This window comes from Erwinia sp. (assembly GCF_031978025.1).
Taxonomy (GTDB): domain Bacteria; phylum Pseudomonadota; class Gammaproteobacteria; order Enterobacterales; family Enterobacteriaceae; genus Erwinia.
Genome location: NZ_DALZCD010000010.1, coordinates 1 through 23,074, shown reverse-complemented (window position 1 = coordinate 23,074; position 23,074 = coordinate 1). Strand labels below are relative to the sequence as shown.

The following is a 23,074-nucleotide window of genomic DNA, read 5'->3' as shown; positions in this document are numbered from 1 at the left end:
GGCAAGGGCCAACCTGTCGCGTCCAGAAAGTACGACTACCTCACCACAAACATTTATGGCTTCGTCCTCGCTTGGCTTACGGCGTCATACTTTTATTTTTTCCCTGTTTCAATATTGATGCTTCCCTTCTTCCCTGGCGTTATACATGGACGCAAGCTGCAAGCATATTTATTGTGCTTAGCCCTAAGTAGAACGCCCCTGCTCCGATGAAACATTCGTGCGGTCCGTCGCCATACCGTTTGATCTTCTTTTCCGCAGATGATAACAATTATCAGTTATGAAATTAGCCGGACGGTCATGAATGAACGCATATCCCCCTTCTTCCTGCTGTATCGTTGGTGCGGGCCCGGCCGGGCTGATGTTGGGTTATCTGCTGGCCCGTAGCGGTATTCCGGTTACCGTGCTGGAAAAACACAGCGACTTTTTACGGGATTTTCGTGGTGATACGATCCATCCCTCCACGCTGGAAATTATTTGGCAGCTGGGCTTTCTGGACGAGTTTCTGACGCTACCGCATCAGAAAGCGGAAAAACTCTATGGTGAGATCGACGGCCAGCCTGCGACGATGGCGGATTTTACTCGCCTGCCTACGCGCTGCAAATATATCGCTTTTATGCCGCAGTGGGATTTCCTGAACTTCCTCCACAACAAAGCATTACGGTTGCCCGGTTTTCAGCTGATTCAGAACGCAAAGGTCGACTCACTGATTGAAGAGCAGGGTCAGGTTAAAGGCGTTAAGGCGACCATCCAGGGCGAAACGCGCGAATTTCGCAGCGATTTGGTTGTAGGTTGCGATGGTCGCCACTCCGTCGTCCGGGCACTCGCCGGACTGACAGTCCGGCGTTTCGGTTCCCCGCGGGATGTTCTTTGGATGAAAGTGGCTAAGCAGCCTGACGATCCCGAATGGTCACCTGGTCACCGTGGGCCTAAAAACCACTTTATTATGATCGACCGTGGTGACTACTGGCAGTGTGGCTATTCCATTCCCCAGGGCAGCTTTACCGCTTTGCAGGGGGCCGGACTGCCTGCTTTGCTGCAACAGGTTGCCGATGCCTCCCCTTTTTCTTCTGAACGGTTACAGCAGGAGATTGTCGATTGGGATCGGGTTAAGCTGCTGGAAATCCGCATCGACCGTTTGCAGAAATGGGCCAGGCCGGGCCTGCTATGTATTGGTGATGCCGCGCACGCTATGTCACCTATCGGCGGCGTTGGCGTCAACCTGGCGATACAGGATGCCGTAGCAACCGCTAATCTTTTGTCGGGGCCAATGAAAAAAGGCACGTTGGATGTAAAGGACCTGCAAAAAGTTCAGCGGCGTCGCGCTTTTGCTACCTGGGCAACCCAGTCGCTGCAAATTATGATCAGTAAGGCGGGGAAAAAGCCGCGCAGTAAACCGCCAGGACCTATGGAACTGTGGCTACGTCGTCGCCCTTTTCTTCCCTTTTTATTTGGCAGGCTGATAGGAACAGGCTTTTATTACGAGCTTCCTGAAAAAGCGCAGAAGTGAAAACGGCCCCGAAGGGCCGCTTTTAATTAGCTGGTCGGCGGTGTTTTGCCTTCCTCAATAAACTCTTCGTCCAGCTCTTCGCTATTACCTTCATGGTCGCGGCCGGATAGCAGGTTCCAGCAGGCAATAAACATTGCCGCAATCAACGGGCCAATCACAAAGCCATTGATGCCGTAAATTTCCATCCCGCCTAATGTAGAAATCAGGATGAGGTAATCCGGCATTTTAGTGTCTTTCCCTACCAGTAGCGGCCGCAGGAAATTATCCACCAGGCCTACGATCACCACAAAGAAAGCCACAAGGAAAACACCTTTCCAAATTAATCCGGTGGAGAAAAAGAAGATGGCAGCGGGCACCCAAACAATAGCCGAGCCTACGGCCGGCACCAGTGACAGGAAAGCGATCAGCGCGCCCCACAGCAGGCTGGCATCAATGCCGGTAACATAGAAGGCAAAGCCGCCAAGCGCGCCCTGCACTACAGCCACCACCACCGTCCCTTTTACCGTAGCGCGGGCCACCGCAGCGAATTTTGCCAGTAGATGATGTTTTGCGTAGCGCGAAAGCGGGAGCGATTTCAGGATGATATTGACCAGCCAGGCGCCATCTTTCAGCAGGAAGAACAGCAGGTAAAGCATGATGCCGAAGCCTAACGCAAAGCTCAGGCTGCTTTTTCCGATCAGGAAAACGCTACCGGCCAGATACTGGCTGCCTTTTAAGGCAATCTGAGAAAGTTTCTGCTGAATACCGTTCACGGTATTCAGTTGATGATCGGCAAGGTAATTTTGTGCCCACCCGGGAAGGTGGTGCACCGTGTCCGTCATCATGGTCGGTAGTGGCGTGCTGTTAGCCTGAATTTTGCTGTAGACAACGTTAAACTCCACGGCCAGCGACGAGAGGATCAGCGCCAGCGGTGTGATAACAATCAGGCAGATAATCGCTACGGTGACTAAAGAAGCGGCACCGTTTCGCTCTCCCATCCACTGGCGGAGTTTGTTTTTCATCGGGTGGAAGATGACTGCCAGAATCGCTGCCCATAACACAGCAGAGTAGTAAGGCTGCAGCACCTCGAAAAAAGCGACGGTAACGATAAGCAGGATTAAAAGAAAAAATCCTTTGGTCAGGCCTGGAAATCTCATTTTATGCTCTCTGATGCAAGAATTTGCTAACGCAGCATAGAAGGCTCCGCTGCTTTTGCAATGCAGTACCGGAGATGAAAGCATGTTACGCCTGCGCCGCTCATTATCTGTCACGTTCGCAGGATGCTGTTGTCATCACCGCAGCGGAAGTGCCTCTTTTCGCGATAGCGATGCGGATAAAAGTCCCTTTTAAAAAGGTCGCTCATGTTAGCAGGATTGAGGATCGACTGCAGTTCAATGAGGAAAGCGGCGATGATAAATGCAACAAGGACTGCTACCGATGAGGTGCACCTGCTTTTTGGCCATTCTGGTTTGGCCCGCCCCAATACAGATCCATTATTAAATATAAAAAAGGCCATCAGGCAGATAAATTCGGTACTGAAGCCGGGGTGACATGCTGTCCGCTGATAAAAAGGGTGCCCATGGATCATGCCGCAACAGGCGGCGCCACATCGTCTGCCGCCGGGTCGCCTTACCTTTCGGGTTGGTAAGCCAGGCTGGCGACAGCCTCTGTTCCTCCCTGTCAGATATGCAGTTCACACAGTGAGCCTCGCATCATCCATGTAAAAATCAGTACCGTTACGCAGATGATGCTCAGGCTCAACTTTGCTGCCGTCGCTGGCTTCCTTCTCCGTTGCTTTTCAGCGGGTAAAAGGCTACTTCATGTTGTGTGACATAAGGGTTGGCCTCACTTTGATTGTTTCGGGTAGGGCCTTTCTCTTTCTGTCCTTTGCCATGCGCTGGACCGAAAGATCCAGAGTACCCGCCGCGCGGTCCACTCCGTATGCCACCGGCAAAATACAAAATTGCCTGATGGATCGGCTATTGCTGTAACAACGCCAGTAAATTTTATATTTGAGCGTCGGGTCGCCCAGAGAATAACAAATTACTCGCTTAAACAGGTCCAGTGATAAATATCATTTATTGAGTACAGCGCAATCCGTTATCGGGACGGAAATCTCCCGTTAAAATGTCTGGAAATGTGGAGATGGAGCCTGTGTGCTTAACGGTCTTTCTCCCCTGGTTACCTTTCTGCCAAAGCTGCCTTAACTGCCTTAATCCACTTTCCTGACCGGGCTGTTTTGATTGCTCTGTCTTAACTGGTTGGCGACTTTAATCGCCCTGCATGTCTTAACTTACTGGTGGCCCTGATTACCCCATCTACCCTGATTCACTGGCGACCCTGAGCGCCCTGCCTGCCTTAACTCACTGGCGACCCTGTCTGCCCTGTCCGCCTTAACTCACTCGCGACCCTGATTGCTCTGCCTGCCCTGACTCACTGGCGACCCTGTCTGCCTTAACTCACTGGCGGCCCTGATTGCCCTGCCTGCCCTGACTCACTGGCGACCCTGTCTGCCCTGCCTGCCCTGACTCACTCGCGACCCTGATTGCTTTGCCTGCCTTAACTCACTCGCGCCCCTGATCGACCTGCCTTCCTTAACTCACTGGCGGCCCTGATTGCACTGTCTGCCTTAACTGACCGCCAGCTCTACACGCCATGACGGCTCCGGCCGCCCCGATCGCCTTACTTGCCCCGTTGTTCTTGTGGCCTTTTTGCTTATTAGCCGGGCCTGCATCACAATTTTATCTGCGCTGCTTTCGCAAACAGGGCGTCACCGCTACAGTGAACTCATCCGACCACTTCGACGATCGTAACTATGAGCCACTCTCTTTTTTCGCCACTGGATTTAGGATTTACTCAGTTAAAAAACCGGGTATTAATGGGATCGATGCACACCGGGCTGGAAGAGCATCCCGATGGCCCGCGCCGTCTGGCCGCGTTTTACGCCGAGCGCGCAGCAGCAGGCGTGGCGCTGATTGTGACCGGCGGAATTTCTCCTTCGGCGGAAGGCGTGGTCATGGCAGGCGCTTCCGTGCTCAACCACCCTGACCAGCTTGCCCATCATCGTATAGTGACGGAAGCCGTTCATCAGGCCGGCGGTAAAATCGCCATGCAGATCCTCCATGCCGGCCGTTACAGCTATCAGCCGGGCCTGGTGGCACCTTCCGCATTACAGGCGCCCATCAATCCTTTTAAACCAGCCGAGCTAAGTCACGATGCTATCCTGACGCTTATCGCTGATTTTGCACGTTGCGCCGCGCTGGCAAAACAGGCGGGCTACGACGGCGTGGAAATTATGGGCTCGGAAGGCTACCTGATTAACCAGTTTCTGGTGGCCAGAACTAACCAGCGCAATGATGAATGGGGGGGTGACGAGCTAAGGCGGATGCGATTCGCGCTGGAAATCGTGCAGGCGGTCCGCCAGGCGGTTGGCAAAGACTTTATTATTATTTATCGCCTGTCGATGCTCGATTTAGTAGAACAGGGCAACACGCTGCCACAAACGCTGCGGCTGGCAAAAGCCGTGGAAAAAGCAGGCGCGACACTGATTAACACCGGCATCGGCTGGCATGAGGCCCGTATTCCTACCATCGCGACCTCCGTGCCTCGCGGTGCTTTTGCCTGGGTAACGAAACAGCTGAAGCAGCACCTTATCGTGCCGTTAATTACCACTAACCGCATCAACGATCCGGATGTAGCCCAGGCTTTACTGGATGAAGGCTGCGCCGATATGGTCTCAATGGCACGTCCTTTCCTGGCTGATGCGGCTTTTGTACGCAAAGCGCAGGAGGGCAGAAGCGAGGAAATTAATACCTGCATCGGCTGTAATCAGGCGTGTCTGGATCAGGTGTTTGCAGGCAAGATCACCTCCTGCCTCGTTAACCCACGAGCCTGCCACGAAACCGAGATGGTCATTATGCCCGCGACCAGGCCGCAGAATCTGGCCGTCGTTGGTGCCGGACCTGCCGGGTTGGCCTTTGCCGTAAATGCGGCTGGACGAGGGCATCGCGTCACGCTGTTCGATCGGGCAGCCGATATTGGCGGGCAGTTTACGCTTGCCAGACAAATTCCGGGTAAGGAGGAGTTTAACGAGACGCTGCGCTATTACGCACGTCAGCTGATGCTGAATAACGTTAACCTGCGGCTCAACCACGCCGTTGAGGCAACAGATTTGGCCAGCTTTGATCAGGTGATCCTGGCCACCGGAGTGCTACCACGTACGCCGGAGATCCCCGGTATCGATCATCCCAGCGTGCTGAGCTATCTGGCCGTACTGCGTGATAAAAAACCGGTTGGCAGGCGCGTGGCGATCATCGGCGCCGGGGGGATTGGTTTTGATATTGCCGATTATCTGAGTCAGCATGGCGAATCTACCAGCCAGAATATTGCCGCTTTTTGCCAGGAATGGGGGATCGACCAAACCCTGCAACAGCCTGGCGGTCTGACGACGCCGCAGCCACCACAGCACGAGCGAGAAATCTGGCTGCTTCAGCGCAGACCAGGCAAACCCGGCGCAAACCTTGGCAAAACAACCGGCTGGATCCATCGTGCCAGTCTGCAAATGCGCCAGGTTCATATGTGGGGCGACGTACAGTATCTGAAAATCGACGATGCGGGGCTGCATATTCTGCGCCAGGGCGAGCCGGTTTTACTGACGGTAGATAATGTGGTGATTTGCGCAGGTCAGCAGTCTGACCGTCGGTTGGCTGCAGCACTGGGCGACCGACCCGTTCATATTATTGGCGGCGCGGATCGGGCACTGGAACTGGACGCCCGGCTCGCGATTGCACAAGGTACGCGGCTTGCGCTAACGATTTAGACACGGCAGCAACAAAAGTTATCAGCAGTCCATGCCGCCAGGTTAAGCTATCAGAATTCAGGACATCCGCTAAAAAGGTCGCCCGATGCCGCACGCTTACCGTTCCGCTCTGCTCTCTTCCTTTGCCTGGCTCGATCACGCTTTTCAGCCCGCGGGCGAGCCACCGCCGTCTGAAAGCATTATGAATCGTCAGCGCCACACGGCGAACGTCTTGCTGGACAGCGAAGCGCTGCCGGTGAAGAGCAAAGAGGCGGACGGCCTGATTGGAACAGGTGCGCATCCCGTCGCGGTCTACACCGCCGACTGCCTGCCGGTCCTGATTGTCGATGAGCGGCAAAAGCAGGTCGCCGCTGTCCACGCCGGGCTGAACGGTGCGCTGAAAGGGGTACTTATTGAGGCCATTCATCGGCTTTGCGAGCGTGGTGCGACGCCAGACAGCCTTTACCTGGCCATCGGCCCGTCGATAGGCCCCTGCTGCTATGAACTGGGCGAAGATCGCCTTGCGGCCATCCTTCAGGAGAACCCGCACGGACTGCGGCCGCTGCTGGCCTGGTCAAGACAGCAAAGCCGTAATGCGCAGGCAGTCAGGCCCCAGGCGGTTGGCACCACGCAGGGCGTGTGGTTCGACCTTGCGCTGCTGGCCAAACGCATGGCGATGCGCGAAGGCGTACCGGAAGCGCAAATTGAGCTAAGCGGCATCTGCACCTATTGTATGGCGGAAGAACAGGCAAGCTATCGCCGCAACGGCCATTTTCAGCATGGCTATCAGCAGCGATATTCCTGGATCGGGCGGCGTTAGCGCAGTTTTACCGAGCGCAGAATCACGAACTTTTGATTCGAGGCGACGGTCGTGCAGTTACCGAACAGCTTCTTCATTTTGCGATAGTAGTCGAGATGGCGGTTGCCGACGATGCGCAGCTCGCCACCGTATTGCAGGCAGCGGCGCGCGTCGCGGAACATCTGCCAGGCAATATGGTCGGTCAGCGTGTTCTGCTGATGGAAAGGCGGATTACAAAGCACCGCGTGCAGGCGATCGGAAGGGAAACCGGCCAGCGAGTTATTGACCGCAAAGTGGCTGCGATCCTTATCCTGCGGGCGGTTAACCTCCACATTCATTCGACTGCTGGCTACCGCCATCCAGGATTCATCGACAAAATGCACTTCCGCCGTGGGGTTCTGTTCCAGCGCTATCAGGCCGATCACGCCGTTGCCGCAGCCCAAATCGACAATTTCGCCGTCGATATTATCCGGCAGATGCGCCATAAAGAAGCGCGCACCGACGTCCAGTCCGCTGCGGGCGAAAACGTTGGCGTGGTTGTGGATCTGGTAAGGCGTGCCGTCCAACGGCCAGCTGTAGGTTTCCGCGCCTTCACCCAGCGTTGGCAGGTCTGGCGTACAGTAGATCAGACGCGCTTTTTTCACGGCCAGCGAGGTGGTGGTTTTCCCCAGCACGCGCTCAAACAGCTGCAGCGTCGAGGTATGAATATCTTTCGCTTTACCCGCCGCAATAACCTGCGTTTCCGGCGTCACGACATCACGTAGCGCACGCAGCTGCTGCTCAAGCAACGCAAGAGATTTAGGGATCTTAATCAGCACGCGGGCGGGGCTGGCAGGCAATGCAGCCAGGCTATCCAGAAAGTGTACGTCACCTTCGTCCATGCCGTTTTCCAGCAAATTCTGCCGCGTCGCCTGCTGGCTAATCCACGAGTCGCTGATGCTAAAAAGTTCTTCGCCCACCAGCGCGCACGCCAGCGCGCCAAAGGTGTCGTTGAAGATCAGCGTTGCGCCGCGGGCAGGCGTGTCTGCAATCTGTGCCAGTAAATATTCATCGGCGGCGTCCCACGCCTGTAACGGGCTTTCGTCACGCATCTGGGGAAAACGGTGCAGCGTCAGCGTGCGGTGGCTCAGTTCGAATTGGCTCATGGGATCTCCGGCTGGATAAAAATTCCCGCGAGTTATCCCCTAAAATGCGCCGACAGTAAATGTTTTTCTTATTCAGGCGACAGATAATACGTTTGCTGGTGAAGGTCAGCGTTTACGGACAGTTCAGCGGCACAAGCAGCCCGAACAGGTTAACGAGTTGCGCCTGTCACCGAAAATCCGTTCACGCTGGAAATTGCCCCTTTCGCCCACGGCGTGCTGCATGACGCCACGCCTTATTCGCCTGATGAAGCAGGCTGAAAGGAGCATATTCTGATGGAAACACTTTACCGTCAGGCGCGAGAAAGCGTAGCGGTAAATTTACCCATGGCTCGTCCCATCCGCCGCTGAAAATCGCCAGGCGTCATGCCTAAACACCCTCAGACCTGCAGCTGTCGCTCAGCCTTGAGCCGCCTGATGCTTATGGATAATAGCCAGAATGTCTTCAATGACCGCGCCCGGCAGTCGTCCCTCACGATAAGCCTGTAGCTCCGCTTCCCCCCCGTGGATCACCTTTTCCGGTCTTTCCACAAATGTGCCGATCGGCTCAAATTTATCATCCAGCACGACGGTAAAAGGGATACGGACCTTATCCAGAGAAAGAGCGGGCAATAATGTGCGTTCTGCGCGGCTTTTGCTGATGACTGCCTGTGAAATCGTTGGCTGTAGTTCGCTGATAAACTGCATGGCAGTGACGTTGCGCTGGCAGTCAGGGCACCATAATTCAGCCGCAGTAAGCAGATAATATGTGCCGCGGACCTGTTTTATCTGCTCTTTCAGCTCGCTGGAAACATACTCTTCTGAAACCAGTTTCGCACGAGCCTCTTTTACCGCAGCAATCTCACCAGCGAGGCCGGTTCGGGCAAAAATCTCAAAGCCCGCGCCCGCGCTGAACAGCTCTCTGTAATCGATCATGGTTACTCCGAATTATCCACCAAAACGACAGTATGCGAAAAGAACCTCGGGCTTGCAACGTCGTGCGCTATCGGCGCAAAGATTCCCCGATGCGGCGTACGCGTGATAAAATCTGCGTTTCGATCTTATTCGTGCGGGAGCGCCTGTGTCTTTACTCTATTTGCAAGGTTATCCGGAGTCGCTGCTGACTCAGGTGCAGCAGCTAATCGACCAGCAACGGCTGGGCGAAGTGCTGCAGAAACGCTATCCCGACGCGCACGGCATCACCAGCGATAAGGCGTTATACGATTACGCGCTGACCCTGAAAAACCAGGCGCTGCGCAATGCGCCCCCGCTGAACAAAGTGATTTATGACAGCAAAATTAAGGTGATGAAAGACGCACTGGGCCTGCATACTGCCATTTCTCGCGTCCAGGGCGGCAAGCTGAAGGCGAAAGCGGAAATCCGCGTGGCGACCATCTTCAAACAGGCCCCGGAAGCTTTTTTACGCATGATCGTGGTGCACGAGCTGGCACACATTAAAGAGAAAGATCATAACAAAGCGTTTTATCAACTCTGCTGCCATATGGAACCGCAGTATCACCAGCTGGAATTTGATACGCGCCTGTGGCTGACCGAACAGGCTCTGCGCGGAAAAGAAAGCTGACGCTGGCTTCCTCTTTTGCCACGGACGCGCTCGCCGTGGCGTTGAAAGCAACATCATCCCGTTATAAAAAATCCTTCGCTTTCTGGATCAGGCTGGTTTTGGTCAGCGCGCCAAGGAACCGGCGCTCAACAGCATTGTTCAGTACAGGCAGTCGCTCCAGCGTAACTCTGGCGAAGGCTTCCCAGCCTTCTCTGATAGTTTGATTTTCAAAAACATAAGGGAAGGTATCGTCCGTCACGCAGCTTATCGGCGAGTGCAGCGTAATCTCCTTATCCAGCACCTTGCGCGAGATATCGTGAATGGATACCGCGCCCATAAACTGTCCGGTTTCGTTAATCACATACACAAAGCGTTCGCGCTTCAGCGAACTGACCGCCAGCGCCTTACCGACGGGATCCTGCGGCTGTAGCGCCGCGCCAGAGACGATAAACTGCGAGATAATCCCGTTATCGAAATCGAATTTGGCGTCTGAACGGCTAAAGTGGTTCTGAATAACCGGGTAGGTGCTGCTGGACTGCAGGCGATACACCACCATAAAGGCCAGCGCGCAGGCGATCATCGTGGGAAACAGCAGGCTGCTGTTCAGCGTCATTTCCAGCACCATCAGCATCGCCATCAGCGGTGCCTGGCTGACCGATGCCAGCACCGCCCCCATGCCAACGGCGGCGAAAATCACGGCGTTATCCACCGGAAGACCGGCCAACGATGCCAGGGTAGCGACCACTACGCCCAGCAGTGCACCGGTCAGCAGCGACGGTGTAAACAGCCCACCGACGGCATTGGATCCTACCGAAATGGCAGTAGCCAGCATCTTGAGTAATAAGAGCGCAATCAGCCCTTTCAACATAAAGCCGCCAGCCATGATCTCCACGATCACTTCGTAGCCATTGCCGAGCACCTTAGTACTGCCGATAGCCAGCACACCCACCATGGCACCGCCTAATCCCAGCCGTAGCGGCAGGCTTTTAACACGGCTAAAGCGCTTGCGACTCTGTGCGATAAGCCAGATCAACGCCCAGCCGGCCAGCCCCGCCAGCAGGCCAATCAACACCGTCAGCAACATATTTTCCGGCGTCAGCGCAAACTGCGCATGGGCAAAAGGATAGAGGGCGGAACGGTAGCCCAACGTGTACATGGTCAGGACAGCCATGCCAGCGGAGATAATCAGTGGGATCAGCCGCTGTAAGGCAGAAATACCGAACGCAATCTCCGCCACGAAAATTGCCGAGGCGAGCGGCGCATGATAAACGGAGGAGAGGCCTGCCGCCGCCGCCATCGCCACAACGTCCATGTTCTTCAGCGGCAGATTTTTAAAGCAAAAGCGTCCCATCAGGCTACCGGCCAGCGCCGAAAGCTGTACCATTGGCCCCTCTTTACCAATCGATGCCCCGCTGCTGATGCTGGCGATGGAAGAGAGCGCGCGAAACAACGACGTTTTGGTCGGCACCGCGTCCAGCCTGGCGTTAATCACTTCCAGATAATCAGTACGAATCGTGGCTTTTTGTTCAATAGCGGTCGCATAGCGCAGGAAAAAACCGGCAATCACACCACCGGCCCCGACAATCAAGGGCCACGTGTACCAGGGCCAGACGCCGATAGCCTGAGTCACATCCTGACGGCTGCCGAACATCAGCAGATTGATGCGTTCAATCAGCAACCGGAAGCCCAGCGTCACCAGCGAAGCCACCAGCCCCACAGGCATAGCGACCAGCAGGCTGGTCCAGTTAAGTGCGTGTTTACTGCCTGTGGACATGAACTTTTGACCTCGCCGCCGTTAAACTGCTTCTATCGTGAGAGACGGAGCGTTAAAAATCAAATAGTCAGGGTGCGCTTTTTGCCTGCTACGCTGATATACAACGGCGCGGATAGCGTCCGGCTCAATAAACACACTTATCGGGACACGTCATGATCCGCTTTGCTGTTATTGGAACCAACTGGATTACGCGTCAGTTTGTCGACGCCGCCCACGAAACCGGCAAGATGAAGCTCACGGCCATTTATTCACGTACGCTGGAGCAGGCTCAGGCCCTCAGCCGCGATTATCCCGTTGAGCATTTTTTTACTTCTCTTGAGCGCCTGGCGCAGTCGGATGCGATAGACGCCGTGTATATCGCCAGTCCCAATGCCCTGCATTGCCAGCAGGCGCGGCTGTTTTTACAGCACAAGAAGCACGTGATTTGCGAGAAGCCGCTTGCCTCCAACCTGCGAGAAGCGGAAGCGATGATTGCTTGCGCCCGTGACAATCAGGTCGTGCTGTTCGAAGCCTTTAAAACGGCCAGCCTGCCAAACTTCCAGACCTTGCAGCAGAGGCTGCCGAAGGTGGGCAAGCTGCGCAAGGTGCTGTTCAGCTACTGCCAGTATTCTTCGCGCTATCAGCGTTATCTGGATGGCGAAAACCCCAACACGTTTAATCCGGCCTGGTCGAACGGGTCGATAATGGATATCGGTTATTACTGCCTGGCAACGGCAGTGAGCCTGTGGGGCGAACCACAACAGGTTATCGCTACGGCTTCGCTGCTGGAGAGCGGTGTTGATGCCCACGGTACGGTAGTGATGCGTTACGACGGTTTCGACGTGACAGTACTGCATTCTAAAGTCAGCCAGTCCGGCCTGCCTGGTGAAATCCAGGGCGAAGAAGGCTCGCTGCTGATTGAACAACTGGCCGACTGTCAGGCAATCTATTTTGTGCCACGCGATGCGAAGCCGCAGGATCTCAGCCAGCCTCAACATATCAACACGCTGTGGTACGAAGCGGAGACCTTTGTCCGGCTGGTGGAAAACAACGAGATAGATCACCCCGGTCTTACCGTCACCCGCATTACGGCAGCCCTGTTGACGGAAATCCGTCGGCAGACCGGCGTCGTTTTCCCTGCCGATGCGCTGGCTGCCGTGTAAATATTGCTAAATATTTCAGCCTGAGATTGACCAGACCTGTCGCGCCCCTTATCTTCATTGTTGCAAAGGGGAGTAACTTCTTCGTCGGTTAATCGTCATTACGGTGCGTAAGCACCCGGTTGCCGGGCAGTCAGTAAGCTGACTGTAAGTGAGACCTTGCCGGAAGGCGAGGTTTGCTCACTGCAAAAATAGCGTGGCTGACGTCTTCCGACGTTGGCCATTTTATTTTTGACAGGACAAAATTATGAATTCTGTAGGCACGCCGTTACTGTGGGGCAGCTTCGCTGTCGTGGTGCTCATCATGCTGGCTATTGACCTGCTCCTGCAGGGTCGACGCGGCGCACAAACCATGTCAATGAAGCAGGCCGCCTTCTGGTCGCTGATCTGGATCGGCCTTTCGCTGCTGTTCGCCGCCGGTTTGTGGTGGTATCTGAAAGAAACCGTCGGGCCGCAGGTTGCCCATACGCAAGCACTCGCCTTTTTGACGGGGTACGTGCTGGAAAAAGCGCTGGCCGTCGACAACGTGTTCGTCTGGCTGATGCTGTTCAGCTATTTTGCGGTTCCCGCCGCGCTGCAACGCCGCGTGCTGATTTACGGCGTGCTGGGCGCTATCGTGCTGCGAACCATCATGATTTTCGCCGGCAGCTGGCTGGTGTCAGAATTTAGCTGGATCCTCTACCTGTTCGGCGCATTTTTGCTGTTTACCGGCGTTAAGATGGCGATGGCGCATGACGATACAGGTGCCGTAGGCGATAAGCCGGTAGTGCGCTGGCTGCGCGGCCATCTGCGCATGACGGATAAACTGGAAGGCGAAAAGTTCTTTGTGCGCCGTCACGGGCTGCTCTATGCCACACCGCTGCTGCTGGTGCTGATTATGGTCGAGCTTAGCGACGTCATTTTTGCGGTAGACAGTATCCCGGCCATTTTTGCCGTGACCACCGATCCCTTTATCGTGCTCACCTCTAATCTGTTCGCGATTCTTGGCCTGCGTGCGATGTACTTCCTGCTGGCAAACGTAGCGGAACGCTTCTCTATGCTGAAATATGGCCTGGCCATCGTCCTGATTTTTATTGGGCTTAAGATGCTAATCGTCGATTTCTATCATATTCCGGTAGCGGTTTCGCTGGGTATCGTCGGCGGTATCCTGGCCGTGACGCTGTTGATCAACGCTCTGGTTAACCGCCGCAACGATCGTTTAGCGTTGCGGAAATAACGTTTACCCTGCCGTAACAGTCAGGCCCGACGGGGGAACATTCCACCGCCGCCGGGCTACTTTTCGCTTCCCCTGCCAACACATTTCCTTATACTGCCTGCGCAAACACACCGATGCCGTCAGTTCAGCGCACACGACGCTGAGGCGCATTCCATCACTTTTACAGCTGGTTTTAATATGAGTATTGAAAAGAATCGTCCCGGCCTGTTGCAGCGTCTGATGCAGGCGGGCCTGGTTACCCAGATCGTCATCGGCCTGATCGCTGGCGTGGCGCTGGCGTGGTTTTCCAAAGAAAGCGCGCTTTCCATCAGCCTGCTCGGTACGCTGTTTGTCAGCGCGCTAAAAGCCGTTGCGCCTTTGTTGGTCATGGTGCTGGTGATCGCCTCTATCGCGAATCATAAGCAGGGGCAGAAAACCTCTATCCGCCCTATCGTTATGCTGTATCTGCTGAGCACCTTTTTTGCTGCCATCGTGGCGGTGGTGTTCAGCCATCTGTTACCGCAGACGCTGACCCTGAGCGCGGCCAATAATGAAATCACGCCGCCTTCCGGTATCCTGGCCGTGTTAAACGGGCTGCTGATGAGTATGGTGTCTAACCCGATAGACGCGTTAATCCATGCTAACTATATTGGCATTCTGGTCTGGGCGATTGGCCTGGGCTTTGCTTTCCGCCACAGCAGCGACACCACGCGCGCTTTCCTGAATGATGCTTCTGACGCCGTGACTTATCTGGTGCGTATTGTCATCCGCTTCGCGCCTGTCGGTATTTTAGGCCTGGTGGCGTCGATTCTGGCTTCGACCGGCTTTTCGGCGCTTTGGCAGTATGCACATCTGCTTGCGCTGCTGCTGGGCTGTATGCTGCTGATGGCGGTGGTAATCAACCCCATTCTGGTGTACTGGAAGATCCGCCGCAATCCTTATCCTCTGGTCTTTACCTGCCTGAGAGAAAGCGGCGTGACCGCTTTCTTCACCCGCAGCTCGGCGGCCAACATTCCAGTAAACATGGCGTTGGCGAAAAAATTGAATCTGGATGAAGACACCTATTCCGTATCCATTCCGATTGGCGCCAATATCAGTATGGCGGGCGCATCCATCACCATTACCGTGCTGACGCTGGCGGCCGTTAACACGTTGGGCATCCATGTAGATATCGGTACGTCTATTCTACTTAGCTTTGTGGCTTCCATCTGCGCCTGTGGTGCGTCCGGCGTGGCGGGAGGCTCCCTGCTGTTGATCCCGGTAGCCTGCAACATGTTTGGTATCCCTAATGATGTGGCCATGCAGGTGGTCGCCGTCGGCTTTATCATTGGTGTTCTGCAGGATTCTGCCGAAACGGCCCTGAATTCTTCTGCCGATATCCTTTTTACCGCAGCAGCCTGCATGGCTGAAGAGCGTCGCGAAGCGCAGCGGGCTTAATCGTTTTTCCGCCGCAGCCTGTCTGCGGCGGACAATATTATCCAGAATGCTCCTGTAATAAATGCCGCTGTCACCCCATCGTTTAGCATCTGCTATTCTTATTTCCTGATAAAACGGGTCACTGGGGACGATTACCCTGCCAGAGCCCGATAACTCACTCTTTTCTTTACCCATCCAGCCGTTGCGAATGAAAGTAATTGCAATTGTGTCAGCCTGTGTAAAACTTCTTTTCAGCCGCCTGTCACACCTGTACAACAGGTATACGCTGGGTTAATCCAGCATTTACCTGTGAAAAGGCCTTTTTTCTCCTTTTCTGTCAGCAGGGGAACCCCTTTTTAACGGGTCGGTCAAATCGTTCGTGTTAAGAAGCCATTCAACACGCATACTAATTATCATTAAAATGTGACGAATTTTGCCGGAACATGGCCGACAATGATGTTCAGGGAATCTTTATGGATACTTTAAAAGCGCTCGTTCATGCCCTTTGGCACCATGATTACGTCATGCTGGCCGATCCTTCTTTGGTGTGGGCCATCTATGTAGTGCTGTTTATGATCTTATTTCTGGAAAATGGCCTGCTTCCCGCCGCTTTCCTGCCGGGTGACAGCCTGCTGATTCTGGTCGGTGTACTGATTGCCAAAGGCACAATGAATTTTCCCCTCACGCTGCTGATACTGACCAGCGCCGCCAGTTTGGGCTGCTGGGTCGGCTATATTCAGGGGCGATGGTTAGGGAATACGGCTACGGTGCAGCGCTGGCTCGCGCATCTTCCTGCTCAATATCATCAGCGTGCGCACGCTTTATTCCACCGACACGGGCTTTCAGCCTTGCTGATAGGCCGCTTTATCGCTTTTGTTCGCACGCTGCTGCCGACCATTGCTGGTCTGGCGGGCCTGAACAATGCGCGCTTTCAGTTCTTTAACTGGATAAGCGGGCTGTTATGGGTCCTGATCCTGACAGTACTGGGTTTTGCGTTAGGCAGAACCCCTTTTTTCCAGCGGTATGAAGACCAGCTGATGACCTGTCTGATGATATTGCCCCTGTTTTTATTGGTGGCTGGCCTGTTTGGGTCGCTTTACATGTTATGGAAAAAGAAACGCACGATGAATGAGAAAGGAAACTCATGATGAAAAATCACGCTCTCCTGAGACGAATGCCTCTCCTGCTGGCTTTGGCATCGCTCGTGTTAGCCGTTGTCCTGCTCTTGCCGGCTCTGTTTGGCAAAGAGACCGCCTTACAAATCAGCGCGGCTCGCCAGGGCATCACGGTGCCGGACGGCTTCTACGTTTATCAGCGCCTGAATGCAGAGGGCATTCATATCAAAAGCATTACGCCTGATAAAAATACGCTGGTCATTAAATTTGATTCGCAGGAACAAAGCACCGCTGCTGAGAAGGTCCTGCGCCGTTTGCTGCCGGAAGGCTTCGATATTGCCCAACTCGAACACTCCTCTGAGTGGATAAGCCGCATCAGTCCGCGTAAGCAGAGCATTGGCTAAAAAAGAGGCCCGGCATTCGTCTTCGGGCCTCTATCCTTAAGAATCTTCTCTCTTTTTGAGCTTTCCGCATTTTCTGACTATGCTTAACTTGCCGAAGGTAACCGGCAAGCATGACAGGATTACCGGGGTTGCCTTAGCGAACCCAACACAATGGAAGGTCACTTTATGAAATACCGCACGATCCTTGGCCTCAGCCTTTTATCCCTGACAACCTTTGCCCAGGCTGCTGATTCGTTGTGCCTGCAGAAAGAGCAGGGAATTCAGCACGAGATCGATTTGGCCCGCCAGCACGATAACCAGCGCCGCGTTACCGGACTGGAGCGAGCGTTGACGGAAGCTCGCGCGGGCTGCACGGACGACAAACTGAAAGCCAGTCATCAGGAAAAGATCAAAGAGCTGCAGCAGAAGGTGGAAAAGCGGCAAAAAGAGCTGAACCAGGAACGTGCGGACGGCGATGATAAAGAAAAAATTGCTAAACGTGAACGCAAGCTGGCAGAAGCAAAACGTGAACTGAAGGAAGTCCAGGCCGGGCCTTATTGAGGCAGGCAGGACTCTCATTACCGATTATGAAGGAGTTTGTTATGTCAAAAGATATCACTTCCGATCACCTGCGCGCGGAATTAAAAAATCTGGCAGATACGCTGGAAGAAGTGCTGAGCAACACCACTGATAAATCAAAAAACGAGCTGGATAAGCTGCGTAGCAAAGCACAGAGCGCACTGAAAGATACCCGTGCACGTTTGGGTGACTCCGGCGATCGCATTGCTCAAACTTCACGTGAAGTCGCTGATAATGCGGACGTATACGTGCGTGAAAATCCCTGGACCAGCGTGGGTATCGGCGCCGCTATCGGTGTAGTGCTAGGCGTGCTGCTGACGCGTCGATAACGATGAAAGATTCCCAGCAAAGCCAGGGTCCCGGCAAAGGGGTCATCAACATTGGGCAACGCCTCGTTACCACGCTGGTCGGGATTGTAGAAACCCGTGTCAGACTGGCAGTCGTGGAGTTGGAAGAAGAGAAGGCCAACCTGATCCAACTGTTGATCATGGTAGGGCTGACCATGCTCTTTACCGCTTTCGGTCTGATGAGCCTGATGGTGCTCATTATCTGGGCAGTGGATGCACAGTATCGTCTGATGGCGATAGGCATCACCACGGGGGTACTCTTTGCTTTAGCCTTGTTCTTCGGGTTATGGACGCTGACGAAATCTCGCCGTTCAACACTTCTGGGCGCTACCCGCAAAGAGCTGAAATCCGACCGTAAGCTACTGGAGAACGATTAATGAGTCGCGAGCGTGACGAGCGTAAGGCCGAGCTGCTGCGCCAGATCCAACAGCAGCGGCTTGATCTTAGCATCCAAAGAAAATTCTGGCTGGAAAGCACTGCACGTTACGATCGCGGCTGGTTAACGCTGCTTAGCATGAAGCGTTATATTGCGGTCGGCAGCGGCCTTGCTGCTATCTGGTCGGTGCGTAATCCACGCCGTATTACCCGTTTGGCCAGGCGAGGCCTGGGTATCTGGAGCACGGTGCGCATGGTGCGCAACTTCATACCGGGCCGTTAATCTTTCTGCTTTCTCCTTCAGGTTCAGCGCGTCTGAACCTGAATACTCAACTTTCCTGAATAACTTTGACAGTTTAACTCGCTTACAATCTCCCCTGCTGACGAATATTATCTTCTGCAACGACCTGAACTTAACGCTTACGCGGCGTCATGACCGGGCTCCATGCGGCCAGGATATTTTCCGGCCAGATAAAATTTATCGGGGATTAACATGAAAAAATTAGAAGATATTGGCTTTCTGGTCGCACGTATTTTGATGCCTGTGCTGTTTATCGTAGCAGGATGGGGAAAAATTACCGGCTATGCCGGTACGCAGCAGTACATGGAAGCGATGGGCGTTCCGGGCTTTCTACTGCCGCTGACTATTTTGCTGGAGTTCGGCGGCGGACTGGCCATCCTGTTTGGCTTCCTGACCCGCTTTACCGCCCTCTCCACCGCCATTTTTACGCTAATTACCGCATTTGTTTTTCACAGTAATTTTAGCGTGGACGGTAACTCTATTAATTTCATGAAAAATATGAGCATCTCCGGCGGTTACCTGCTGCTGTTTATTACCGGACCTGGCGCATACAGCCTCGATCGTTTAATCAAAAGAAAAAAATAAAACAATGCGTAAAGCGGGGCTCTGCGCCCTGCTTTTCAATAATAAAAAACTGATCAAAAAATGACTTCACCAGGCTGAGATAAAGCCCGTGACTTTTCTCTGCATGTTATTAAACGTGAGTATATTCATTGTTACTTTCAGAGCCGGTACGCTCTTTAATCCGCTTTTTTTATATCTTGCGAAATAGCGCCAATGCCAAATTTAATGACAATGCCAGAACCAATATTTAAACCCGTACTGGTGATAGCCCGTTCCAGAATACTACCGGTGCCCGATGCCAGCGTACTCGCAGTTGTAACTGCACCCGCTTTCAGGCCTCCCGCAAAGCTGCCCCTGTCCACAACATTACCCATCGCCGCCCCATGCTTTTAACCGGAATCGGCAAAAACCAGCTTCTGAGATAGCCTCAGCTTCCTGATTATTTAATTCAGTGATGATATTGCTCTTTGCTTATGAATATTTCCATGGCATAAAAGATGGCTAACTTGCAATTTAATAGCACACAAAAAATTCAAAAACATGCATAAATAAAACCATGAAATTCATAATGATAAATTTCTTTTAATTTTCCTGATAACAATATGAAATAAAGAAAACTTAACGATATAACGGGAATGCACCACCAGGAAAATATTAAAAGCCTCATATTCAAACCACTCACTTTTTTACGTTAATTATCTGCTTTCGGAAAAAGTGACGAGCTTTTTTCTGATAACCCGTTATATTCTTATATTATCATCTGATTATCAGGGAGTTTTTATGGGACAGCTTATTGACGGTGTCTGGCACGATAACTGGTATGACACAAAATCTACGGGCGGACGCTTTAAACGCTCTGATTCGGCCTGGCGCAGTTGGGTCACAGCCGATGGCTCCGCCGGGGCGGACGGCAAAGCGGGTTTTCGCGCGCAGGCAGATCGCTATCACCTTTATGTTTCGCTCGCCTGTCCCTGGGCGCATCGTACCCTGTTGATGCGCAAGCTAAAAGGGCTGGAAAATCTGATTTCCGTGTCGGTGGTTCATCCGCTGATGCTGGAAAACGGCTGGACGTTTGATGAAGATTTTGCAGGTGCCACGGGCGATAGCCTTTATCAGAATGAGTATCTTTACCAGCTTTACCTGCATGCCGACGAAGACTATACCGGCCGTGTTACCGTCCCGGTGCTTTGGGACAAGCAGCAGCAGACTATCGTCAGTAACGAATCGGCCGATATTTTACGCATGTTTAACAGCGCATTCGACGGCGTAGGCGCCCGCGCGGGCGATTATTATCCGGCGGACTTGCGTACCAAAATTGATGAGGTGAACGGCTGGGTTTATGACACCGTTAACAACGGCGTGTATAAAACAGGTTTTGCCACTTCTCAGACGGCCTATGACGAAGCGGTTTCAGCCCTGTTCCGGTCACTGGATCGTCTTGAACAACTGTTGGGGCAGCATCGCTATCTGACCGGCGATCGTCTGACGGAAGCCGATCTGAGGCTGTGGACAACATTAATCCGCTTCGATCCGGTTTATGTGACGCATTTTAAATGCGATCGCTATCGGATCGGCGATTACCTGAACCTGAGCGGTTTCTTACGGGAAATTTATCAGCTGCCGGGCATCGCCGAAACGGTGGATCTGGCGCATATCCGTCACCATTACTACCGTAGCCATAAAACCATCAATCCCTACGGCATCATCTCGACCGGGCCCGCTTTCGACTGGGACGAGCCACACGGGCGCGATGAAAGATTCCGCTAGCTACCCTTATCCCCTGAGCGGTGCGTGGCGCTTTGCCAGCAGCTTAGGGATTTCCCGCAGGCACCATGACTTTGCTTCACCCATGCTGTCGCGGCGCCAGGCCATAATGATATCCACTTCTTTACTGTATTCAGGGCTGACGACACGCAGACGCCCTTCGGCAATATCTTTTTCCACCATCGGGTACGGCATGGACGCCACTCCCAATCCGGCCAGCAGCGCACGTCGCTTGTCTTCGATTGAACTCACGGTCAGCCGCTGCTGCTTATCCAACAGCTGTACGGTCAGTACCGGACGTTCACGAGCCGTATCCGCTACGGCAATCCCCCGGTATTTAACCCGCGAAGGTTCTGATAACGGCTCCGGTTCCTGATGAATAGGGTGATCCGGACTGGCAACAATCACGCTCATTATGCTGTAAAGCTTGCGGGTATTGATCTCGGAAGAGGCCCGGAAATGCATATCCGGCGCGATGACGATGTCCGCGCGGCCCTGCTCCAGCCGTTCCCAGGCGCCGGCCAGCACTTCTGTGACCAGCGCAATCTGCGTATTGGCTTTTTCGGCGAGTTTATCAATCAAAGGAAAGAGGTATTCAGAAGGGACCAGCGCCTCGGTGACAATGGTCAATTGCGTCTCCCAGCCCCGCGCCAGCGCTTCCGCATCGGTGGTCAGCTTGTCGGCCGCTTCCAGCAGAATGCGGCCCCGCTCCAACAGCATGCGCCCCACGTTGGTGAATTTAGTTCGGTGGCCAGAACGGTCAAACAGCACCACGTCCAGCTCTTCTTCCAGCTTTTGCATGGTATAGCTGAGCGCTGAAGGGACCCGGCCCAGCTCATCTGCCGCCGCCGCAAAACTGCCACGTCGATCGATAGCATCCATTACTCGCAGCGCTTCCAGCGTCAGAGCGCGATCTTTTGCCATAGCGGTTCTCTTTCAGGATTTTTGAATATGGCAAGCAGATTAACTGGCTAACAATCTGGCGTCCAGCGCCTTACTATAGCGACATAATAAATGACCGACGCGGTTTGTCGGTTAACAGGGGGAAAGATGATTACCAGTCGCACAGTGCAACAATGTGGTCAGGCCGATTACGGCTGGCTGCAGGCGCGGTATACCTTTTCCTTCGGACACTATTTTGATCCACAACTGTTGGGTTACGCCTCTTTACGCGTGCTCAATCAGGAAGTGCTGACACCAGGGGCTTCCTTTCAACCTAAAACCTGGCCTAAGGTCGATGTCGTTAATCTGATCCTGCAGGGCGAAGCGGAGTACCGTGATAGCGACGGCAATCATGTCGTGGCGCGTGCGGGTGAAGCTCTGTTGCTGGCGGCCCAACCAGGGATCAGCTACAGCGAGCATAATCTTAGTAGCGATCAGCCGCTGACACGTATGCAGCTCTGGCTGGACGCGTGTCCTGACCGGGAAAATGCGCCGATCCAATGTCTGTCGATTCCGGATAACGGCAATGCGGCTCTTCTGGCCTCGCCGGATGGCGCAGAACAGAGCCTGCAGCTTCGGCAACAGGCCTGGATCTATCATATAAAGCTGCAGCCGGGCGAAGATTATACGCTGCCATTACGTGGTGCACGCGCTTATCTGCAATCGATTCACGGTAGCTTTACCGTTACAGCTTCTTCAGCGGCTCAGCAAGTGCTTGCCTGTGGCGACGGTGCATTTATCGCAGAAGAGCAGGCCGTTACGATAAGGGCAACCACGCCGACGCGCGCCCTGGTGATTGACCTGGCCGAATAGCGGCCGTCAGCTCATCAGAGGTGAGGCCTGTCGGCGAGGCATTTAGCTACCTGATACGTCAAATAAGCTGACGGGCACGGCGACCCGTTCGCCAATTGACCAACCTTTTTTTCCTAAAATGTGCTGAGGCGTATTTTCCGGCACGTTAAAAAAGAAGGTGTTGCTCTCTTCCTCTACTTTCCCCTCGTCTAGATCTTCCGGGGTCAAATCCATTTCGTCCAGCTCTTCCTCGGTCAGCCCTAACTGGGTCGCCAGTATCGATCTTTTCATTGTTTGTCTCCTGAGTGTTAACGCTTACGGTGAAAAATGCGTGACGTCTCGTAGTTATTTTACCTCCTCATGTCAATTTCGTTGATTAATCTCCCGTTGATTTTTTATATCCTGTTTTCAGAGGTTGCAGACGATAAGGAGCAGGGAGTGAAAAAGCTGGCCGTTGTATTTGTTTTTTTGCTGACTGGCTGTGTTGATTCAGGCCGCATCGGGTTACATCCTGAGTTGAAACAGCTTTACCTTGAGGGAAGCCCAAACGAGGTGGCGGAATGTCTCTTTTCTGCGGCGATCAGCCAACAGTTTCACCTGGAACGGGATGGAGGGCTGTCTGA

The 23,074-nt window shown here is 53.7% G+C and carries 24 protein-coding genes and 1 pseudogene; 17 read left to right on the top strand and 8 right to left on the bottom strand.

Annotated features, from left to right (window positions below):
• The first annotated feature begins 301 nt into the window (after positions 1 to 301).
• The gene (locus RTK32_RS01735; RefSeq protein ID WP_312041811.1) at positions 302 to 1,507 is read left to right on the top strand and encodes an FAD-dependent oxidoreductase; all 1,206 of its coding nucleotides are present in this window, start codon (positions 302 to 304) and stop codon (positions 1,505 to 1,507) included.
• Between the two features lie 26 nt (positions 1,508 to 1,533).
• Here the strand turns inward: RTK32_RS01735 and RTK32_RS01730 are convergent, their stop codons facing one another.
• Together RTK32_RS01730 and RTK32_RS01725 are read right to left on the bottom strand one after the other, a co-directional pair.
• Entirely contained in the window at positions 1,534 to 2,643 is a 1,110-nt protein-coding gene (locus RTK32_RS01730; protein ID WP_312041810.1) for an AI-2E family transporter, read from the bottom strand.
• Between the two features lie 523 nt (positions 2,644 to 3,166).
• The gene (locus RTK32_RS01725) at positions 3,167 to 3,247 is read right to left on the bottom strand and encodes a Hok/Gef family protein (RefSeq protein WP_409451053.1); all 81 of its coding nucleotides are present in this window, start codon (positions 3,245 to 3,247) and stop codon (positions 3,167 to 3,169) included.
• A 1,054-nt stretch (positions 3,248 to 4,301) separates the two neighbouring features.
• Between RTK32_RS01725 and RTK32_RS01720 the strand changes: the two genes are divergently transcribed.
• Both RTK32_RS01720 and RTK32_RS01715 read left to right on the top strand, forming a co-directional pair.
• Positions 4,302 to 6,305, top strand: a complete 2,004-nt coding sequence (locus tag RTK32_RS01720) for an NADPH-dependent 2,4-dienoyl-CoA reductase (RefSeq protein ID WP_312041809.1) — start codon at positions 4,302 to 4,304, stop codon at positions 6,303 to 6,305.
• Positions 6,306 to 6,390: 85 nt separating this feature from the next.
• Positions 6,391 to 7,104 (top strand): polyphenol oxidase family protein, encoded by a 714-nt coding sequence (locus RTK32_RS01715; protein WP_312041808.1) that lies wholly within the window; start codon positions 6,391 to 6,393, stop codon positions 7,102 to 7,104.
• Here the strand turns inward: RTK32_RS01715 and rlmG are convergent.
• Together rlmG and RTK32_RS01705 are read right to left on the bottom strand one after the other, a co-directional pair.
• Positions 7,101 to 8,228: a 23S rRNA (guanine(1835)-N(2))-methyltransferase RlmG gene (gene rlmG / locus RTK32_RS01710; protein WP_312041807.1), complete on the bottom strand. Its 1,128-nt coding sequence runs from the start codon at positions 8,226 to 8,228 to the stop codon at positions 7,101 to 7,103. The two genes, RTK32_RS01715 and rlmG, sit on opposite strands and share 4 nt — an antisense overlap.
• Before the next feature lie 396 nt (positions 8,229 to 8,624).
• Positions 8,625 to 9,140 carry a thioredoxin family protein gene (locus RTK32_RS01705; RefSeq protein ID WP_312041806.1) on the bottom strand — a complete coding sequence of 172 codons (516 nt, stop codon included), beginning with the start codon at positions 9,138 to 9,140 and terminating at the stop codon, positions 8,625 to 8,627.
• 145 nt (positions 9,141 to 9,285) lie between these two features.
• On the opposite strand from RTK32_RS01705, the gene RTK32_RS01700 reads away from it, so the two are divergent.
• Positions 9,286 to 9,786 carry a M48 family metallopeptidase gene (locus tag RTK32_RS01700; RefSeq protein WP_312041805.1) on the top strand — a complete coding sequence of 167 codons (501 nt, stop codon included), beginning with the start codon at positions 9,286 to 9,288 and terminating at the stop codon, positions 9,784 to 9,786.
• Between the two features lie 61 nt (positions 9,787 to 9,847).
• Here RTK32_RS01700 and RTK32_RS01695 read toward each other — a convergent pair whose 3' ends face one another.
• The gene (locus RTK32_RS01695) at positions 9,848 to 11,539 is read right to left on the bottom strand and encodes a chloride channel protein (RefSeq protein ID WP_312041804.1); all 1,692 of its coding nucleotides are present in this window, start codon (positions 11,537 to 11,539) and stop codon (positions 9,848 to 9,850) included.
• A 152-nt stretch (positions 11,540 to 11,691) separates the two neighbouring features.
• Between RTK32_RS01695 and RTK32_RS01690 the strand changes: the two genes are divergently transcribed.
• The 10 genes from RTK32_RS01690 to RTK32_RS01645 all read left to right on the top strand — a co-directional run bounded on the left by RTK32_RS01690 (position 11,692) and on the right by RTK32_RS01645 (position 18,974).
• On the top strand, positions 11,692 to 12,681 hold the full coding sequence (locus RTK32_RS01690) for a Gfo/Idh/MocA family oxidoreductase (RefSeq protein WP_312041803.1): 990 nt from the start codon (positions 11,692 to 11,694) through the stop codon (positions 12,679 to 12,681).
• A 244-nt stretch (positions 12,682 to 12,925) separates the two neighbouring features.
• The gene (locus RTK32_RS01685; RefSeq protein WP_312041802.1) at positions 12,926 to 13,894 is read left to right on the top strand and encodes a TerC family protein; all 969 of its coding nucleotides are present in this window, start codon (positions 12,926 to 12,928) and stop codon (positions 13,892 to 13,894) included.
• A 177-nt stretch (positions 13,895 to 14,071) separates the two neighbouring features.
• Positions 14,072 to 15,310, top strand: a complete 1,239-nt coding sequence (gene sstT, locus RTK32_RS01680; RefSeq protein ID WP_312041801.1) for a serine/threonine transporter SstT — start codon at positions 14,072 to 14,074, stop codon at positions 15,308 to 15,310.
• Between the two features lie 452 nt (positions 15,311 to 15,762).
• Positions 15,763 to 16,437 carry a DedA family protein gene (locus RTK32_RS01675; protein ID WP_312041800.1) on the top strand — a complete coding sequence of 225 codons (675 nt, stop codon included), beginning with the start codon at positions 15,763 to 15,765 and terminating at the stop codon, positions 16,435 to 16,437.
• Positions 16,434 to 16,808, top strand: coding sequence for an EnvZ/OmpR regulon moderator MzrA (gene mzrA / locus RTK32_RS01670; RefSeq protein ID WP_409451052.1), 375 nt, complete (start codon positions 16,434 to 16,436; stop codon positions 16,806 to 16,808). The genes RTK32_RS01675 and mzrA overlap by 4 nt, the downstream gene beginning before the upstream one ends.
• A gap of 165 nt (positions 16,809 to 16,973) precedes the next feature.
• On the top strand, positions 16,974 to 17,348 hold the full coding sequence (locus RTK32_RS01665) for a DUF1090 domain-containing protein (RefSeq protein ID WP_312041799.1): 375 nt from the start codon (positions 16,974 to 16,976) through the stop codon (positions 17,346 to 17,348).
• 41 nt (positions 17,349 to 17,389) lie between these two features.
• The gene (locus tag RTK32_RS01660; protein WP_312041798.1) at positions 17,390 to 17,695 is read left to right on the top strand and encodes a YqjD family protein; all 306 of its coding nucleotides are present in this window, start codon (positions 17,390 to 17,392) and stop codon (positions 17,693 to 17,695) included.
• A gap of 2 nt (positions 17,696 to 17,697) precedes the next feature.
• Entirely contained in the window at positions 17,698 to 18,090 is a 393-nt protein-coding gene (locus RTK32_RS01655) for a phage holin family protein (RefSeq protein WP_312041797.1), read from the top strand.
• Positions 18,090 to 18,371: a YqjK-like family protein gene (locus tag RTK32_RS01650; protein WP_312041796.1), complete on the top strand. Its 282-nt coding sequence runs from the start codon at positions 18,090 to 18,092 to the stop codon at positions 18,369 to 18,371. Before RTK32_RS01655 ends, RTK32_RS01650 begins: the two co-directional genes overlap by 1 nt.
• A 210-nt stretch (positions 18,372 to 18,581) precedes the next feature.
• On the top strand, positions 18,582 to 18,974 hold the full coding sequence (locus tag RTK32_RS01645; RefSeq protein WP_312041795.1) for a DoxX family protein: 393 nt from the start codon (positions 18,582 to 18,584) through the stop codon (positions 18,972 to 18,974).
• Between the two features lie 155 nt (positions 18,975 to 19,129).
• Here the strand turns inward: RTK32_RS01645 and RTK32_RS01640 are convergent, their stop codons facing one another.
• On the bottom strand, positions 19,130 to 19,327 hold the full coding sequence (locus RTK32_RS01640) for a hypothetical protein (protein WP_312041794.1): 198 nt from the start codon (positions 19,325 to 19,327) through the stop codon (positions 19,130 to 19,132).
• A gap of 406 nt (positions 19,328 to 19,733) precedes the next feature.
• Between RTK32_RS01640 and RTK32_RS01635 the strand changes: the two genes are divergently transcribed.
• Positions 19,734 to 20,720, top strand: coding sequence for a glutathione S-transferase family protein (locus RTK32_RS01635; RefSeq protein ID WP_312041793.1), 987 nt, complete (start codon positions 19,734 to 19,736; stop codon positions 20,718 to 20,720).
• Positions 20,721 to 20,726: 6 nt separating this feature from the next.
• On the opposite strand, the gene RTK32_RS01630 is transcribed toward RTK32_RS01635, so the two are convergent.
• Complete coding sequence (locus RTK32_RS01630) at positions 20,727 to 21,641, bottom strand: LysR family transcriptional regulator (RefSeq protein WP_312041792.1); 915 nt, start codon at positions 21,639 to 21,641, stop codon at positions 20,727 to 20,729.
• A 126-nt stretch (positions 21,642 to 21,767) separates the two neighbouring features.
• Here RTK32_RS01630 and RTK32_RS01625 point away from each other — a divergent pair, with 126 nt between their 5' ends.
• Positions 21,768 to 22,472, top strand: a complete 705-nt coding sequence (locus tag RTK32_RS01625) for a pirin family protein (RefSeq protein WP_312041791.1) — start codon at positions 21,768 to 21,770, stop codon at positions 22,470 to 22,472.
• A 42-nt stretch (positions 22,473 to 22,514) separates the two neighbouring features.
• On the opposite strand, the gene RTK32_RS01620 is transcribed toward RTK32_RS01625, so the two are convergent.
• On the bottom strand, positions 22,515 to 22,742 hold the full coding sequence (locus tag RTK32_RS01620) for a hypothetical protein (RefSeq protein WP_312041790.1): 228 nt from the start codon (positions 22,740 to 22,742) through the stop codon (positions 22,515 to 22,517).
• Between the two features lie 147 nt (positions 22,743 to 22,889).
• Between RTK32_RS01620 and RTK32_RS01615 the strand changes: the two are divergent.
• Positions 22,890 to 23,074: pseudogene (locus RTK32_RS01615) on the top strand (hypothetical protein); the annotation flags it as partial.

Excerpts from the sequence above, each read along its gene's own strand:
- RTK32_RS01650 (WP_312041796.1), top strand. The coding sequence starts at position 18,090 with ATGAGTCGCGAGCGTGACGAGCGTAAGGCCGAGCTGCTGCGCCAGATC.
- RTK32_RS01720 (WP_312041809.1), top strand. The coding sequence starts at position 4,302 with ATGAGCCACTCTCTTTTTTCGCCACTGGATTTAGGATTTACTCAGTTA.
- RTK32_RS01635 (WP_312041793.1), top strand. The coding sequence starts at position 19,734 with ATGGGACAGCTTATTGACGGTGTCTGGCACGATAACTGGTATGACACA.
- RTK32_RS01675 (WP_312041800.1), top strand. The coding sequence starts at position 15,763 with ATGGATACTTTAAAAGCGCTCGTTCATGCCCTTTGGCACCATGATTAC.
- RTK32_RS01690 (WP_312041803.1), top strand. The coding sequence starts at position 11,692 with ATGATCCGCTTTGCTGTTATTGGAACCAACTGGATTACGCGTCAGTTT.
- mzrA (WP_409451052.1), top strand. The coding sequence starts at position 16,434 with ATGATGAAAAATCACGCTCTCCTGAGACGAATGCCTCTCCTGCTGGCT.
- RTK32_RS01705 (WP_312041806.1), bottom strand. The coding sequence starts at position 9,140 with ATGATCGATTACAGAGAGCTGTTCAGCGCGGGCGCGGGCTTTGAGATT.
- sstT (WP_312041801.1), top strand. The coding sequence starts at position 14,072 with ATGAGTATTGAAAAGAATCGTCCCGGCCTGTTGCAGCGTCTGATGCAG.
- RTK32_RS01715 (WP_312041808.1), top strand. The coding sequence starts at position 6,391 with ATGCCGCACGCTTACCGTTCCGCTCTGCTCTCTTCCTTTGCCTGGCTC.
- RTK32_RS01665 (WP_312041799.1), top strand. The coding sequence starts at position 16,974 with ATGAAATACCGCACGATCCTTGGCCTCAGCCTTTTATCCCTGACAACC.
- RTK32_RS01660 (WP_312041798.1), top strand. The coding sequence starts at position 17,390 with ATGTCAAAAGATATCACTTCCGATCACCTGCGCGCGGAATTAAAAAAT.
- RTK32_RS01625 (WP_312041791.1), top strand. The coding sequence starts at position 21,768 with ATGATTACCAGTCGCACAGTGCAACAATGTGGTCAGGCCGATTACGGC.
- RTK32_RS01685 (WP_312041802.1), top strand. The coding sequence starts at position 12,926 with ATGAATTCTGTAGGCACGCCGTTACTGTGGGGCAGCTTCGCTGTCGTG.
- RTK32_RS01730 (WP_312041810.1), bottom strand. The coding sequence starts at position 2,643 with ATGAGATTTCCAGGCCTGACCAAAGGATTTTTTCTTTTAATCCTGCTT.
- RTK32_RS01630 (WP_312041792.1), bottom strand. The coding sequence starts at position 21,641 with ATGGCAAAAGATCGCGCTCTGACGCTGGAAGCGCTGCGAGTAATGGAT.
- rlmG (WP_312041807.1), bottom strand. The coding sequence starts at position 8,228 with ATGAGCCAATTCGAACTGAGCCACCGCACGCTGACGCTGCACCGTTTT.
- RTK32_RS01655 (WP_312041797.1), top strand. The coding sequence starts at position 17,698 with ATGAAAGATTCCCAGCAAAGCCAGGGTCCCGGCAAAGGGGTCATCAAC.
- RTK32_RS01695 (WP_312041804.1), bottom strand. The coding sequence starts at position 11,539 with ATGTCCACAGGCAGTAAACACGCACTTAACTGGACCAGCCTGCTGGTC.
- RTK32_RS01645 (WP_312041795.1), top strand. The coding sequence starts at position 18,582 with ATGAAAAAATTAGAAGATATTGGCTTTCTGGTCGCACGTATTTTGATG.
- RTK32_RS01640 (WP_312041794.1), bottom strand. The coding sequence starts at position 19,327 with ATGGGTAATGTTGTGGACAGGGGCAGCTTTGCGGGAGGCCTGAAAGCG.
- RTK32_RS01735 (WP_312041811.1), top strand. The coding sequence starts at position 302 with ATGAACGCATATCCCCCTTCTTCCTGCTGTATCGTTGGTGCGGGCCCG.
- RTK32_RS01620 (WP_312041790.1), bottom strand. The coding sequence starts at position 22,742 with ATGAAAAGATCGATACTGGCGACCCAGTTAGGGCTGACCGAGGAAGAG.